The organism is Nonomuraea sp. NPDC049400 (assembly GCF_044466425.1).
GTDB lineage: Bacteria > Actinomycetota > Actinomycetes > Streptosporangiales > Streptosporangiaceae > Nonomuraea.
Genome location: NZ_JBITMP010000103.1, coordinates 1 through 13,807, shown reverse-complemented (window position 1 = coordinate 13,807; position 13,807 = coordinate 1). Strand labels below are relative to the sequence as shown.

General features: G+C 71.7%; 15 protein-coding genes. 5 read left to right on the top strand and 10 right to left on the bottom strand.

Translation table 11 applies throughout. The annotated features are described in order from the left end of the window. Positions 1 to 71: 71 nt before the first annotated feature. From ACIBVN_RS59000 to ACIBVN_RS58990, 3 genes are all read right to left on the bottom strand, one after another. Positions 72 to 1,073, bottom strand: a complete 1,002-nt coding sequence (locus ACIBVN_RS59000) for a serine/threonine-protein kinase (RefSeq protein ID WP_397151401.1) — start codon at positions 1,071 to 1,073, stop codon at positions 72 to 74. A 93-nt stretch (positions 1,074 to 1,166) separates the two neighbouring features. Next, positions 1,167 to 1,982 (bottom strand): alpha/beta fold hydrolase, encoded by an 816-nt coding sequence (locus ACIBVN_RS58995; RefSeq protein ID WP_397151399.1) that lies wholly within the window; start codon positions 1,980 to 1,982, stop codon positions 1,167 to 1,169. Positions 1,983 to 2,014: 32 nt separating this feature from the next. Beyond that, positions 2,015 to 2,461 (bottom strand): MarR family transcriptional regulator, encoded by a 447-nt coding sequence (locus tag ACIBVN_RS58990; RefSeq protein ID WP_397151397.1) that lies wholly within the window; start codon positions 2,459 to 2,461, stop codon positions 2,015 to 2,017. Positions 2,462 to 2,500: 39 nt separating this feature from the next. Here ACIBVN_RS58990 and ACIBVN_RS58985 point away from each other — a divergent pair, with 39 nt between their 5' ends. Both ACIBVN_RS58985 and ACIBVN_RS58980 read left to right on the top strand, forming a co-directional pair. Then, entirely contained in the window at positions 2,501 to 2,863 is a 363-nt protein-coding gene (locus ACIBVN_RS58985; RefSeq protein ID WP_397151395.1) for a nucleotide pyrophosphohydrolase, read from the top strand. 303 nt (positions 2,864 to 3,166) lie between these two features. Further along, complete coding sequence (locus ACIBVN_RS58980) at positions 3,167 to 6,325, top strand: BTAD domain-containing putative transcriptional regulator (protein WP_397151393.1); 3,159 nt, start codon at positions 3,167 to 3,169, stop codon at positions 6,323 to 6,325. A 3-nt stretch (positions 6,326 to 6,328) separates the two neighbouring features. Here ACIBVN_RS58980 and ACIBVN_RS58975 read toward each other — a convergent pair whose 3' ends face one another. Then, positions 6,329 to 6,775: an SRPBCC domain-containing protein gene (locus ACIBVN_RS58975; protein ID WP_397151391.1), complete on the bottom strand. Its 447-nt coding sequence runs from the start codon at positions 6,773 to 6,775 to the stop codon at positions 6,329 to 6,331. Between the two features lie 58 nt (positions 6,776 to 6,833). Here ACIBVN_RS58975 and ACIBVN_RS58970 point away from each other — a divergent pair, with 58 nt between their 5' ends. Both ACIBVN_RS58970 and ACIBVN_RS58965 read left to right on the top strand, forming a co-directional pair. Further along, positions 6,834 to 8,048 carry an amidohydrolase family protein gene (locus ACIBVN_RS58970; protein WP_397151389.1) on the top strand — a complete coding sequence of 405 codons (1,215 nt, stop codon included), beginning with the start codon at positions 6,834 to 6,836 and terminating at the stop codon, positions 8,046 to 8,048. 19 nt (positions 8,049 to 8,067) lie between these two features. Continuing rightward, entirely contained in the window at positions 8,068 to 9,102 is a 1,035-nt protein-coding gene (locus ACIBVN_RS58965) for an alpha/beta hydrolase (protein ID WP_397151387.1), read from the top strand. Between the two features lie 72 nt (positions 9,103 to 9,174). On the opposite strand, the gene ACIBVN_RS58960 is transcribed toward ACIBVN_RS58965, so the two are convergent. Both ACIBVN_RS58960 and ACIBVN_RS58955 read right to left on the bottom strand, forming a co-directional pair. Further along, positions 9,175 to 9,582, bottom strand: a complete 408-nt coding sequence (locus ACIBVN_RS58960; protein WP_397151385.1) for a hypothetical protein — start codon at positions 9,580 to 9,582, stop codon at positions 9,175 to 9,177. 148 nt (positions 9,583 to 9,730) lie between these two features. Beyond that, the gene (locus ACIBVN_RS58955) at positions 9,731 to 10,855 is read right to left on the bottom strand and encodes an FAD-dependent oxidoreductase (protein ID WP_397151383.1); all 1,125 of its coding nucleotides are present in this window, start codon (positions 10,853 to 10,855) and stop codon (positions 9,731 to 9,733) included. A gap of 62 nt (positions 10,856 to 10,917) precedes the next feature. On the opposite strand from ACIBVN_RS58955, the gene ACIBVN_RS58950 reads away from it, so the two are divergent. Then, positions 10,918 to 11,370 carry a MarR family winged helix-turn-helix transcriptional regulator gene (locus tag ACIBVN_RS58950; protein WP_397151381.1) on the top strand — a complete coding sequence of 151 codons (453 nt, stop codon included), beginning with the start codon at positions 10,918 to 10,920 and terminating at the stop codon, positions 11,368 to 11,370. Between the two features lie 95 nt (positions 11,371 to 11,465). Here the strand turns inward: ACIBVN_RS58950 and ACIBVN_RS58945 are convergent, their stop codons facing one another. The 4 genes from ACIBVN_RS58945 to ACIBVN_RS58930 form a co-directional block, all read right to left on the bottom strand. Continuing rightward, on the bottom strand, positions 11,466 to 11,657 hold the full coding sequence (locus ACIBVN_RS58945; protein WP_397151379.1) for a hypothetical protein: 192 nt from the start codon (positions 11,655 to 11,657) through the stop codon (positions 11,466 to 11,468). 187 nt (positions 11,658 to 11,844) lie between these two features. Then, positions 11,845 to 12,093: a hypothetical protein gene (locus ACIBVN_RS58940; protein WP_397151377.1), complete on the bottom strand. Its 249-nt coding sequence runs from the start codon at positions 12,091 to 12,093 to the stop codon at positions 11,845 to 11,847. A 161-nt stretch (positions 12,094 to 12,254) separates the two neighbouring features. Further along, positions 12,255 to 12,917 (bottom strand): 1,4-alpha-glucan branching protein, encoded by a 663-nt coding sequence (locus ACIBVN_RS58935; protein WP_397151375.1) that lies wholly within the window; start codon positions 12,915 to 12,917, stop codon positions 12,255 to 12,257. Positions 12,918 to 13,038: 121 nt separating this feature from the next. After that, entirely contained in the window at positions 13,039 to 13,620 is a 582-nt protein-coding gene (locus ACIBVN_RS58930; RefSeq protein WP_397151373.1) for a hypothetical protein, read from the bottom strand. Positions 13,621 to 13,807: the final 187 nt, after the last annotated feature.

Sequence of the window (13,807 nt, the reverse complement as noted above, 5' to 3'; positions counted from 1 at the left end):
AGCACTCCAACCGAAGAGCCAGACCCCGATCTCAGCGGCGTGAACGCCGCTGAGATGTTGCCACGCGTTGGCTAACGCCGTGTTTTCGGGCCAGACTCCGGCGGTGGGCCCGCGACCCGCGGCGCAGGCGGCATCGGGCCGCTTCCCGCCTCCCTCCCCGGCCCGGAGGAGGCATAAGAGCCCGGCCATGCGGGCTGGCCCAGCGGCGCGGCGGGGTGTCCGGCCGGCGAAGGCGCCGGCACGGCCGCCGGTACTGCCGCCGGTCCCGAGGAGGGGCCGAGCGGGACGGCGGCGAGGGCGTCGCGGAACACCGCCGCGCTGGGCGTGCGCTCGCGCGGATCGCTCGCCAGGGCGCGGCGCAGCACGGCGGTCAGCTCCGGCGGCACGCCGGGGATCTCGGGAACGGGCAGGCGGTGCAGGGCCAGGATCATCGCCAGGTTCGGCACGCCGCTCTCCGGGAAGCGCGGCGGGCGGCCGGACATCAGGGCGTAGACGGTGGCCGCCAGCGCGTACACGTCCCCGGCCGGCGTGGGCTCGGCCAGTTCGAACGCCTCAGGCGGGGCGTACGAGGGCGTCAAGGACTCGCGTGTCACCGAGGCCTCAGGCCCGGACGCGGGCATGGTGGCCAGGCCGAAGTCGGACAGGGCGACCTGGCCGTACCGGTTGACCAGGATGTTGCCCGGCTTCACGTCGCGGTGGAGCACCCCTTGCGCGTGCGCGGCGGCCAGCGCGTCGGCGATGCGCACGCCCACGTCGCGCGCCTCGGCCGGAGACAGCCTCCGTCCCGACAACGACCCGCCGGGGCACAGCTCCAGCACCATGTACGGCCGCCCGTCCGGCAGCAGCCCCGCGTCGTAGACGGCCACCACGTGCGGATGGGCGGACAGGGCTCCGGCGGCCGTGACCTCGCGCATGAACCGGCGCTTGTCGCGCTCGGACAGCAGCACCCGGTTGTCTACCTTGAGCGCGACCTCGCGGCCCACGGCAGATTGCAGGGCGAGGTACACCACACCGAAGCCGCCCTGGCCGAGAATGCCCTTGATCTCGTAGCCCGGCACCGATAATTCGGACACGCGCGGAAGCGTACAGGTTCGAGGGCCCGGCCTTCAGGGCGCTCAGACATATCGCCCGGCCCCGGCGTCGCTCGACCCGCGTACGGGACGAGATCATCGGCCGACGGAGTGGAGCACCTCGCGGAGCCGGGCCGCGTACGCGCGCGAATGGCTGGTGTTGCCGTTGTGGCCGCCCGGGAACTCCACCAGCTCGGTGCCGAGCAGCTTGGCCAGCTCGACCGCGCACCGGTGGTCGAAGACGTGGTGCGGGGTGGTGCGCCCGGCCGCGGGCAGGATGTGGGTACGGCAGCCGTTCAGGTCCAGCTCGTCCGCCACGATGGCCGTGAAGTCGTGGCGGATGAAGAAGTCGAAGTTCGCCTGCCGCTGGGGCGTCATGGGCTGCGGGGTCAGGCCGGTCTCCGCGTCCCCGGTGACACCTAGCACCCGCTTCACGTGGCCGATCGCGGCGGGCAGACCGCCTTCGAGGTAGAGCGCCTGGAGCTCGGCCAGCTCCGCCCGGTGGCCGGCGCGTTCGGGCTCGGGCAGCAGCCAGGGCGAAACGGGCTCGTGGGCGATGAGCAGGCTGAGCTGCTCGGGGTGCTCGACGGCCAGGTGGAGCCCGATGGAGGCGCCCAGGCTCTGGCCCAGCATGATCACGGGCTGGTCGGTGAGGTGGGCCAGGAGGCGGTGCACGTCGTCGGCATGCTGCCGCACGCTCACCCCTGTCGCCGGGGCGCCGTGGATCGTGCTGCGGCTGAGCCCGCGCCGGTCGTACGTGATCACCGTGTACTCGTCCACCAGCCGGTCGGCCAGGTCGACGCTGCGTCCCGCGTCGCCTTCGCCGCTCTGGGAGATCAGCAGGAGCGGGCCGGTGCCGCGGGTCTCGTAGTAGAGGTCGGCGCCCGGCACGTGCAAGGTTTCTGCGGTCATGCAGGCCACCATAATTCATCAAATTTGATGCATCAAGTTCGATGTATGTTCCCCGGGATCAGCCGGGCAGCCAGCTCCTCCAGGACCGCCACGGTCTCGCTCACGCGCTGAGGATCGTCCGTGCCCAGGGCGGCGGCCAGCGCGGCGTCGATCGGGGTGTCCCGGACCTTGGTCACCCGGTCGGACACCCCCGGGGCCTCGCGGATGATCGTCCGCCGCCGGTCCGCGGGGTCCGTCGCGGCGATCACCGCGCCCGCGGTGCGCAGCCGCGCGATGGCCGCCGACACGGCGCTCTGCGGCAGGCCGGTACGGGCGGCGATCTCGCCCACAGTGGTGTCCGGGTGCCCGCGCAGATCGCTCACCACGATCAGGACCGTACGCACACTCGTGGAGTGCTCGCCGATGCCCTCGGCAGGCATCGCCTCCTCGCCGATCTTCATCAACGTCCGGCCCAACAGGAACAGCTCGACCCCATTCACGACCAGCAACATACCGGCGGCTCGGTAAGGTCGTGCGACGTGACGACGGAGTTGGAGCGCCTCGCCGTACGGCTGCGGGAGTTCGCGAGGGTCAGGGACTGGGAGCAGTTCCACACGCCGAAGAACCTGGCGATGGCGCTGGCAGGCGAGGTCGGGGAGCTGGTGGCGGAGTTCCAGTGGCTGACGGCCGACGAGTCCAGGAGCCCCGATCCCGACGCGCTCGCCAGGATGCGTACCGAACTGGGCGACGTGACCCTCTACCTGATCCGGCTGGCCGACGTGCTCGGCGTGGACCTGGTGGAGGCGGCGCAGGCCAAGCTGGAGGACAACGACCGGCGCTACGCCGCCGACCGCTACCGCGGCTCGGCGGAGAAGGCGCCGCCGTCGCCGCACGACGGCTGACCCGTCCATCGGATCCCCCCTGCGAGGGAGGAAAGGGGCGAGTGGCGCCGCCGAGACGCCTTATGGCGTGCACCCGCGCCGGATCCGGCCGGCACGCCAGTTCCCTCCGCCCCACGGCTGGCCTGGGGAGCTTCGCGGCGCCGTTGGGGCTGATCGGGGCGCTGGTCGTGGGGTTCGGGCGGCGCGGGGAGGTGCCGCCGCCGTACCTCGGGATCGGCGCTGCGGCCGCCCGGCGCCGGGCGGTGACCACGTCAGCGTCATGAATCTTTCCGCGGGCTTGAGGCCGCACATAAGGTGACGAGCATGCGTTTTGGGGTGCTGGGCCCGCTGGCCGTGTGGACGGACTCCGGCGAGAGTGTCACGATTCCCGGGCTCAAGGTACGCGCGCTGCTCGTGGACCTGCTCGTCCACGAGGGCCATCCGGTGTCCGTGGACCGGCTGGTCGACGACCTGTGGGGCGAGGAGCCGCCGGGCAATCCGGCAGGGGCGCTGCAGGTGCGGGTCTCGCAGCTGCGCAAGGCGTTCGAGGACGCCGAGCCCGGCGGCAAGAACCTCGTCGTCTCCCGCGCTCCTGGCTACCTGCTGCGTCACGAGGACGGCGCCGTGGACGCGGCCCGCTTCGCCGGCCTGCTGGCCAAGGCCGAGGCCGCCGACAGCCCGCGGACCCGGGCGGGGCTGCTGGCCGACGCGCTGGCGCTGTGGCGGGGGCCCGCGTACGCAGACTTCGCCGACGAGGAGTACACCAGGTCGGCCATCCTCCGCCTGGAGGAGCAGCGGCTGTCGGCGCTGGAGCAGCACGCCGAGGCGCGGCTGGAGCTGGGCGAGCACGGGCTGCTCGTGGGCGAGCTCGGCGACCTGGTGGCCAGGCATCCGCTCAGGGAACGGCTGCGCGCGGTCCACATGCGCGCCCTCTACCGGGCGGGCCGCCAGAGCGAGGCGCTGGCGTCCTACGCCGAGCTGCGGGAACGGCTGGCCGACGAGCTGGGCCTCGACCCAGGGCCCGAGCTGGTCGCGCTCCACCAGGCGATACTCGGGCAGGACCCGGCGCTGAGCGTGCCCGCCGACCGCCCCGTCACGAACCTGCCCGCCGCCGTCAGCAAGCTCATCGGCAGGGACGAGGCGCTGGCCGAGGTGTGCGCGCTGGTGGGCGACGAGCGGCTGGTGACGCTCACCGGCAGCGGCGGCGTGGGCAAGACCCGGCTGGCGCTGGAGGCCGCGAACCGGCTGGTGGACGGGTTCGCCGACGGGGCCTGGCTGGTCGCGCTCGACCAGGCGTCCCGCTCCCCCGCGGAGGCCGTCATGGCCGCCCTGGACATCCGGGAGGACGCCGCCGCGACGGCGGCCGCCTCCCCCGGCGACGCCGGCCGGGCCCTGATGGAGCGGCTCGCCGCGGCGCTCAGGGCCAGGCGGATGCTGCTGGTGCTGGACAACTGCGAGCACGTGGTCGAGGAGGTCGCCGAGCTGGCCGAGTCGCTCCTGCGCGCCTGTCCCGAGCTGCGGATCCTGGCCACGAGCAGGGAGCCGCTGGCCGTGGCCGGCGAGGTGCTGTGGAGCGTGCCCCCGCTCGACGTGCCCGGCAGCGCCGACCTGGCGGTGATGGCGCGTTCAGACGCGGTCAGGTTGTTCGTGACCAGGGCCGCCGCCTCCGCCCGCGGGTTCGTGCTCGACGCGGGCAACGCGCAGGCCGTCGCGCAGCTCTGCAGGCGGCTGGACGGCATCCCGCTGGCGCTGGAGCTGGCCGCGACCCGGGTGCGGGCGCTGGGCGTCCAGGGCGTGGTGGCCAGGCTGGACGACCGGTTCCGGCTGCTGGCCTCGGGGCAGCGCGGCGCCCCCGCCCGCCAGCAGACGCTCACCGCGGTGATCGACTGGAGCTGGGACCTGCTGTCCGACGAGGAGCGCCGCGTCCTGCGCCGCCTCGCCGTGCACGCCGACGGCTGCACCCTGGAGGCGGCCGAGTCCGTCTGCGACGCGACCGAGCTCGACGTGCTCGACCTGCTGGCCCGCCTGGTCGATCGCTCGCTCGTGGTCGTCGTCGACGCCTCCGCGGGCGTCAGGTACCGGCTGCTCGAATCGGTCTCCGCGTACTGCCTGGACCGGCTGTCCGACGCGGGCGAGCTCGATCGGATCCGCCTCGCGCACCTGCGCCACTACCTGGCGCTGGCCGTACGGGCTGAGCCAGAGCTGTACGGGCACGAGCAGCGGGACTGGCTGCTGCGCCTGGACGCGGAGGCCGCGAACATGCGGGCCGCGCTCGACACGGCGGTCGCACGGAAGGACGCCGGCAGCGCTGCCCGGCTGGTCAACGCGCTGGCCTGGTACTGGTTCCTGCGGGGCAGGCTGGCCGAGGGCAGGCGATCGCTGGCGACCGCGCTGTCCGTCGCGGGCGATCACACTCCCGTCAGGGCCAGGGCGGCGGCGTGGGAGGCCGGGTTCGCGCTCATGCTGGGCGAGCAGGTCGAGTGGGAGCCCGTGCTTGAGGCCATCGAGGACCCAGGTGAACGGGCCAGGGCCGCGCTGTTCGTGGGCATGCACGTCAAGGACATGCCGACGGGTCAGGAGCTGACGCGCCGGGCGCTGGCCACGTTCAGGGAGGTCGGTGACCGGTGGGGCGTCGCGGCGGCGCTCGCCAGACAGGCCAGGGACGCGTTCACGACGCGGGACATCGAGGCGCTCGAGCGGATCGGCGAGGAGAGCGCGCGGCTGTTCACCGAGCTGGGCGACCGCTGGGGGCTGCTGCAGGCCAAGGCGTGGCTGGCCTCGCTGGCCGAGATGGCGACCGACGCGGAGCGGGCGAACCGGCTGTTCGGCGAGGGGCTGCGGATGGCCGAGGACCTGGGGCTGTGGCCGGAGGTCTCCACGAGCACCGCCTGGCTGGGCTGGATCGCGTTGCAGAGCGGCGAGTACGAGCGCGCCATGGAGTTCTGCGAGCGGGGCATGAGGCTGGCGGAAAGCCAGGGCTACCGGGAAGGCGTGACCATGGGCCAGATGGGCCTCGCCTTCGCCGCGCGCCGGGCCGGTCGGCTGGACCTGGCCGAGACGCACCTGCTCCGGCTGCTCGAAGGCGAGCCGCGCGACCCGGACACCGAGCCCTCTCTGCACGTGCCGGACACGCTGGTCGAGCTGGGCTACGTCATGGAGCTGCGCGGGAACCCGGCCGCCGCCATGGACCTGCACGTGGAGGGGCTGGCCGCGGCCCGCAAGATCGGCGACCCCAGGTCGATGGCGTTCGCCGTCGAGGGCGCGGCCGCGGCCGCGGGGCCGACCGAGAAGGCGGCCAAGCTGCTCGGGCTGGCGGCCGCGGCCAGGGAGCGCAACCAGACCCCCGCGGGCGCGGCCGAGCAGGCCGACAACGAGCGGGTGGCGGCGAGGGTACGCGACGCACTCGGGGAGGACGCCTTCGCCGCCGCGTACGAGGAAGGCACCACCCTCAAGCTCGACGAGGCCGCGGACCTGCTGCCGTGAGGACTACGCAAGGTGCTCGGCCAGCCGGTCGAAGAACTCGCTCCAGCCCGCCTTGGCCTGTTCGGCGTGGTCGGGGTCGGTGTTGACGCCGTACTGGTGGAAGCGCATCTCCGTCTTGCCGTGCGCCTCCGTGAGGTGGAGCGTGACCACCGACGCCGGCCCGTCACCCGGATTGTCCGGGTCGCCCGTGGTGAACACCAGCCGCTCCGGCCCCGCCACCTCGCGGTAGGCGCCGTCCAGCGTCGCCTCGAACCCCTCCTCCCCGACCAGCGTGGCCCGCCAGATGCCGCCGGGCCGGGCGTCCAGGGTGATCCGGCCGACCGGCGTGGTCAGCGTCCGGGGGCCGAACCACCGCGAGAAGCGCTCGGGCTCGGTCCAGGCGGCCCACACCAGCTCGCGGGGGGCGTCGAAGTGGCGGATGATCTCGTACTGTGCGGTCTTCGTCGTCATGTCCCCAGAGTGCGGGGACGGGCTTCAGATCCGCTTCTCATGGTCTTAAGGTCGGTGCATGAGGATCATTCGCGCCGCAAAGGTGATCACCGGGCACCCCGGGGAGGTGATCGCGGACGGCGAGGTCCTCATCGACGGCTCCAAGATCGTCTCCGTGGGCCCGCGCGGCAGCGGGGGCGACGCGGCCGAGGTCCTCGACCTGCCGGGTCACACGGTGCTGCCGGGGCTGATCGACGCGCATGTGCACCTGGGGTTCGACGCCGCGGTCGACCCGGTGACTCGGCGCAGCCCCGAGAGTGATCATCACCTGCTGTTACGCATGGCGGAGAACGCCCGCAAACTCGTCTCCGCAGGCGTCACGACCTGCCGCGACCTGGGCGCGCGCGGCTTCCTCGACCTGGCGCTGCGCGACGCCGTCGAGGAGGGATTGGCCGTCGGCCCGCACATCGTGGCCGCCACCAGGCCCATCACGATCACGGGCGGCCACTGCTGGTACATGGGCGGCGAGGCCGACGACGAGCCCGCCATCCGCCGCGTCGCCAGGGAGAACCTCCGGGCGGGCGCCGACTGCCTGAAGGTGATGGCCTCCGGCGGGCTGATGACGCCCGGCGCGCCGCCGAGCTGGGCGCAGCAGTACGGCACCGATCTGCTCAGGGTCGTCGTGGAGGAGGCCGCGTCCCGCGGCAAGGGCGTCGCGGCGCACGCCCACGCGCACGCGTCGATCCGCAGCTGCGTCGAGGCGGGCGTCACGACCATCGAGCACTGCACGTTCTTCACCCCGTCGGGGCACGAGTTCGACGCCGAGCTGGCCGATCTCGTCGCGGCCAGCGGCACGTACGTGTGCCCCACCGTGCACGGCGTGCTCCGGCGGATGCGCGAGCGCCATGGCCCCGAGATGATGGACGCCTGGCTGAGCAGCGTGGCCGCCATGCGGGAGGCCGGGATCCGGCTCATCGCGGGCACCGACGCCGGGTTCGCCGCCGCCGGCGTGGCCAACCCCACCGACGGGTACATCGGCGGCCTGGAGGTGTTCGCGCAGGTCGGCTACGGCAACGCGGAGATCGTCGAGCTGGCCACCGTGCGCGCCGCCGACGCCTGCGGGGTGGGCGAGGTGACCGGCAGCCTGGAGGCCGGCAAGCGGGCCGACCTGATCGCGGTCGCGGGCGACCCGCTCGCCCGCCTGGCCGACCTGCGCAACCTCGCACTGGTCCTGGTCTCCGGCCGCTCCGTCACCCAGACGGGCGTGGACACGGTGACCTCATCCGTCGGCTGAGTCGATTGAAAGGATATTCATGCTGCCCTGGTCCGCCGAACTGGCCGGCCGCCTCGACCACCACGTCATCGACAGCGCCCTGCTGCGCGGCAACCCCCTGGGGGACCCGCACGAGCGCCCGCTGCTGGTGTACGTCCCGCCGGGGTACGACGACGAGCCCGACCGCCGCTACCCCTCGATCTACGTGCTGCTCGGCTACACCGGCCACGTCGCCATGTGGCTGAACCGGGCGCCGTTCCGCCAGCCGTTCCCGGAGCTCGCCGACGCCGTGTTCGCTGCCGGGGACACGCCGCCCGCGATCGTCGTGTACGTCGACGCGTGGACCTCGCTCGGCGGCAGCCAGTACCTCGACTCCCCCGCCACCGGCCAATACCACTCCTACCTGCGCGACGAGGTCGTACCGTGGGTGGACGCCCGCTACCGCACGATCGCCGACCGCGACCACCGGGCGGTGACGGGCAAGTCCAGTGGCGGCTACGGCGCCATGGTGACCGCCATGCTGGCGCCCGACGTCTTCGGGGCGCTGGCCACGCATGCCGGTGACGCGTTGTTCGAGGTCAGCAACCGCAGGTCGTTCCCCGAGCTGGCGCGCATGCTGCGCGACATGTACGACGGCTCCTACGACAAGTTCCTCGCCGACTTCCGCAGCCGCCTGGCCGGGACGAAGGAGGGGGATCTGGACCTGCTGGAGATGTACGCGTACTCGGCGGCCTATTCCGCGGACCCGGACGGGACCGTGCGCGTGCCCTTCGACGACACGGGCGCGGTGGTGCCGGAGGTGTGGTCGCGCTGGCTGGCGTGCGATCCGGTGGTGATGGCCCAGGAGCCCCGCTACGCGCAGGCGCTCCGCTCGATGCGCGCGATCTGGGTGGATGCCGGGAACAAGGACGAGTACTTCCTGGACTTCGGGGCGGTGGCCTTCCGGCGGGCGCTGGAGGCGGCGGGCGTACCGGACGAGAGGGTCTATTTCGAGCTCTTCGACGCCGGCCACGGCGCCATCGAGTACCGCTACCCCCTGGCACTGGCCTGGCTCTCCCACCGCCTGGCCCCCTGAGCCGGGCGGTCAGGCGCGTTCACCTGCGCGGATGAGGCCGTCAGGCGCGTTCGCCCACGCGGACGAGGCCGCTCATCGACTCCCGCGCCTGCGCCGATGGCGGGCGAACCAGGCGCGGGACGACGGCGGCACGATGAGCAGCACGATGACCGCGCTGCCGGCCACGGCCAGGATGACGGCCATCACCACCCCGAGCACCGGGTAGACCTGATCCCAGGCGTACGCACCGGCCGCCAGCACCAGCATGACCACGCCCAGGGCGATCCCCAGCAGCCGCGGGCCGCGCCATCCCCGCCACAACCCTCGGGCTATCGCGACGGCGAAGAGGCCGAGGATCGCCCACCAGATGCCTTGTGCCAGCAGGAGGCCGATGATGGCGATGGCCGCCATGGTGAACGACGCTGCCGCGACGGCCCAGACCACCGCCACGACACCGACCACGGGCGCCGGAGGGGTGCGCCCGTCAACCGGTGACTTCATGGCTCCGCACCCTAACCCGGGCGGCCCGGGACCGGTCCCGGTTGGCGGACCATTACGGTGAGCCCATGACGAGCCGCTGCACATCGTCGAAATCGCGAACCCGGAAACTTGACCAGTTGATCGGACTTCAGCGGCTCATACGAGGGGCCTACCCAGCGGGCGCGGTGAGGCGGTTGCTGAAGCGGGCGAGCATGGCGGTCTGGGACGTCTCGGGGAACAGCCGGGCGATCAGCGGTGGGACGCGCCAGTTGGCGGGATTGCGCTTGGCCAGCCGGGACACCAGGGAGATGTGCGGGTAGCGGGCCTTCTCGTAGGCGCGCAGCCGTGCCGCCGGATCGTCGCCGTCCTTGGCGAGCTCGCGCCCGAGCACCCAGGCGTCCTCGAGAGTCTGGTTGGCGCCCTGCCCCAGGGTGGGCGGCATGGTGTGTGCGGCGTCGCCGACCAGCGTGATGCGGCCCTCCCCCCACACCCGGCGCACCTTGTTCCAGTGGTGGCCGAAGAACTCGAGGTCATCCTCGGAGGCGGCGGCGAGCACCTCGGGGACGGGCGACGCCCAGTGCCCGAACCGGCGCCTCAGCTCGGCCAGCGGCGCGGCGGGTCGCGGGTCGGCGGGCGACCACGGCATGTCGAACCACCACTGCAGCAGGCCGTCGCCGGCGGGCATGAGGCCGCACGCGCCCTCCCGCCCCGAGATCATGAGGTGGCGGGTCGTGTCGGTGATGTCGATGTCGATCGGGCTCAGACCCTGCCAGGTGCCGAAGGTGGCCGGTCGCACGGTGCTTTCGCCCCACAGGGTGCGCCGTACGACGGAGTGGTGACCGTCGGCTCCGACGAGCACGTCGCCTGTGGCCGTCGATCCGTCGGCGAAGGTCGCCGTGACCCGGCTGCCGTCCTGCGTGACGCTCCGGCAGGCCATGCCGTAGTGGACGACGTCGCCGGGCAGACCATCGGCCAGGCGTTCCATCAGGTGGCGGCGGGGGATCGCCTTGGTCACGAAGCCGAAGCGGTCGGCCGCGTGGGCGATGTCCATGCTGGTGCGCAGCCGGCCGTCGGAGGTCAGCGCGTCGATCCGGTCGATGCGGGCGCCGACGCCGTCCAGACTGACGCCGAGATCGTTCAGTACGGCATTGCCGTTGCTCCAGACGAGCAGCGCCTTACCGCCCGTCCGCCGGGCCGGAGCCTGATCGTAAACCCGCACCCGGTGACCGGCGGCCATTAACCGGCGCGCGACGGCCAGTCCGCCCACCCCGGCGCCGATGACAAGAACGTCCATATCTCCTCCAAAGCGGAGTGTCTTCGATTCGAAGATACATCGCGGTGGAGTAGGTTGGAAAAGTGGCCCACAAGCATCCAGAAGAGGCGGTCTTCCGCGAGTTCCTGGTCGCGATCCTGCTGCACAATGAGGCGGTCGCCGACCGGCTCGGCCTGCAGCCGGTCGACGTCGCCGCCACCATGCTGCTGGAAACGCGCGGGCCACTCGCCGTAGGAGCGATCGCCGAGGAGCTGGGGCTGCCGTCCGCCTCCACCACCCGGCTGATCGACAGGTTGGAGAAGGCGGGGTACGTACGACGGGTCCGGAGCGAACGGGATCGGCGCATGGTCACCGTGGAGCTCGTCGAGGGCGGGATGGACGATTACGACGCCGCCTGCGCGGCGTCCCGGCGGCACCTGGATGCGCTCGCCATGCACTACGGGCCGGAACAGGTGCCGTTGCTCCTGGACATGTTCACCCGCGTCGCCGTGGCCTACCGGTCGGCGACCAAGGAACTACGGCAGGACCCGACCTGAAAGCCACCCGCAGCCAGGGCTAGGCGCTGCGAAGAAGCCGCGAATGGCCGCTGCCCGCCCGCGGTCAGGCATCGTGGCCTCCTCGGAGTCCGCAGTCAGGCATCGTGGCCTCCTGGGACGTCGCGGGCGCGGTAGGTGGCTTCGATCGTCCGGCCGTCGTGCAGACCCCAGCTGACGACCCGCGACGGATACAGGCGGATCAGCGGGGCGTCGCCCGCGATCGCCTCGGCGCGGCCCCGGATCTCGATCCCCCGCGGCCGCCATGGCGGCAGCACGTCGTCGATCACCAGGGCGGCGCGGCCGGTGCGTGCGACGTCCCTGAACTTCTTCGACCGGACCAGGTTGCGGCCGCCGATCTCGACGACGGTGCCGGTGGTGTCCAGCGATCAGCCGACAGGCGCGACGTGCGGCGTGCCGTCGGGGCCGACGGTGGCCAGCCGCCCCAGCAGCCGTTCGCCGCGCAGGTAGGCGAGTTCAGGAGCGCTGAAGAAGCTCATACGTGGACACTCCGTCGTACGGCGAACGGTGAGATGACCATCCCGACTCCCTGCGCCGCTCCACCGCGGCGAGCGCGGCGAACAGCAGCAGGCCCAGCGCGAAGAGGCCGAGCACCCATGCCGACGTCCACCCCCACGAGGGACCCTGAGTGAGGGCGAGCAGCACCGAGACCAGGCCGAGGGCGAGGAGGGAGGCCCCGGGCAGGTCGAGGCGGCTGGCCGGCATGGGTGCGATCATGACCCCTCTTAGTTCGGGCAACGAATAGTTGGTCGCACGAACTAGATTAGTTGGCACCACGAATCATCGTCAACGCCGCGCGCACCCCACCCGCTGCAGAGGTCCGGCTCAGTGCGTCCTGAGCACGGCAAACGCTGCCAGCTGCGGCACTAGGCACGAGAGCCGGCGCGCAAGACGACGAACAGCCCCCGTGCGCGGCTGCCATCCGGCATGTGCCAGGATCCGGCGACGTGGCCAGTCGCTTCCGACGGAAGGAGGGGCCCGCCGTCCGGGGCGGGGCGCAGGACCCGGTGCAAGCGGAGGGTCGTGCCAAGCGGCGCAGGCAGCTCGGTGCCCTCTTGGTCGTCGGTGGCGGTGGTGAAGTCCGTCGGAGCGAGGCCGTCACCCAGGTAGGAGCGGGTGACCTCCCGGTCGGGGATGTCGCTGGTGTTCTGATCCTGGGCCTGGACCCGCCCCTCGATCAGGGCCAGCAACTGGGCGACCAGCACCGGGTCGTGGCAGCCATCGTAGGCCCAGCGCCGCCCCAGCACACCGTGCTCCATGGTGCCGACGAGTGCGTGCTCCGCCCCGTCGAGCGGGGCACCGCGATAGGTGAGCGGCACCAGGTAGGTGGTCGGGTGAGTGCCGGAGGCGTCGGCGACCACCATGAACTCGATCCCGACCTCACCCTCCGGGTCGTCCAGCCGGAAGCCGCCGGCCTTGGCCAGGTTCGGTTCGCCCGCGCCGCCGCGGTACCACGGCCGGGAGGGTAGCCAGGAGGTGAGCAGTTCCAGCTTGGTCGGCTTGAGGGTGGTGTGGTGAATGACGGCCATGCTGAGGATTCTCTTCCGTTGAGCGGGTACGACCTTGGCAATCTTCCCATCTGCCGGAAAAGCGGTTCTTCGGCCGACAAAATCTACGAGGCAGGCCCTGGCACGCCTCCACGACCTGCGGCTAGATGGTTGAGAGTCGTGCGCCGTAGATCTCTGGGAACTCGCGCACGATCACGGCCACCGTCTGCTCGGGCGTCATTCCTGTGCCGTCGACGGCGAGGTAGCGATAGCCGTCCTGATCGGCCGCGAGCGTCGTGTCGACGGTGTCGAATTGATCCACACTGTCGCGCCACTCCTGTGTGGTCCGCTTGGCGCGGGTGAGGCGCCGGTGCTGCCGTTCCTCTGGCTGCACGAGCAACTGGACCATGAACACCTCGTCAGCTTCCGGGACGAGCTCGCGAAAGCGCAGAAAGTCATCGCGTGTTCTGAAGAAACTCCCCGCGATGACATTCTCGAAGCCGGCACCCCAGTAGTTGCGAACGAGGGCGGCAACGTTGGCTCGAAGCAATTGCCAGAACGCGTCGTCGAAGAGACATGGATTGACCTGGCCCAAGTCTTCGGCATCGATCCGTGCGCCGTTCGGCGTGTGGGGCAACAGAGCGCGGACGATCGTAGTCTTACCCGCGCCCTCTTGCCCCGAGACAAGGATCAGGCGACGCGCGGCAGGGCGGCCTGGATGTGGGGTTTGATCGGAGCTGGTCACGACCTTCCACCCTCCCACAAGAGCCACGGAACCCGTGCCAGTCCGGGAAGCCGAGATCGGCGGGCATCCCGTCGAAGATCTACGGGACAGGCACTCTAGGTAGCTGGTGTTTTTTGATCTATCTCGTGTCGGTCTCTCCTCGTGTGCCAAGGTGATCGATGTAGGTCACCGGGCGTGGGGAGAGATC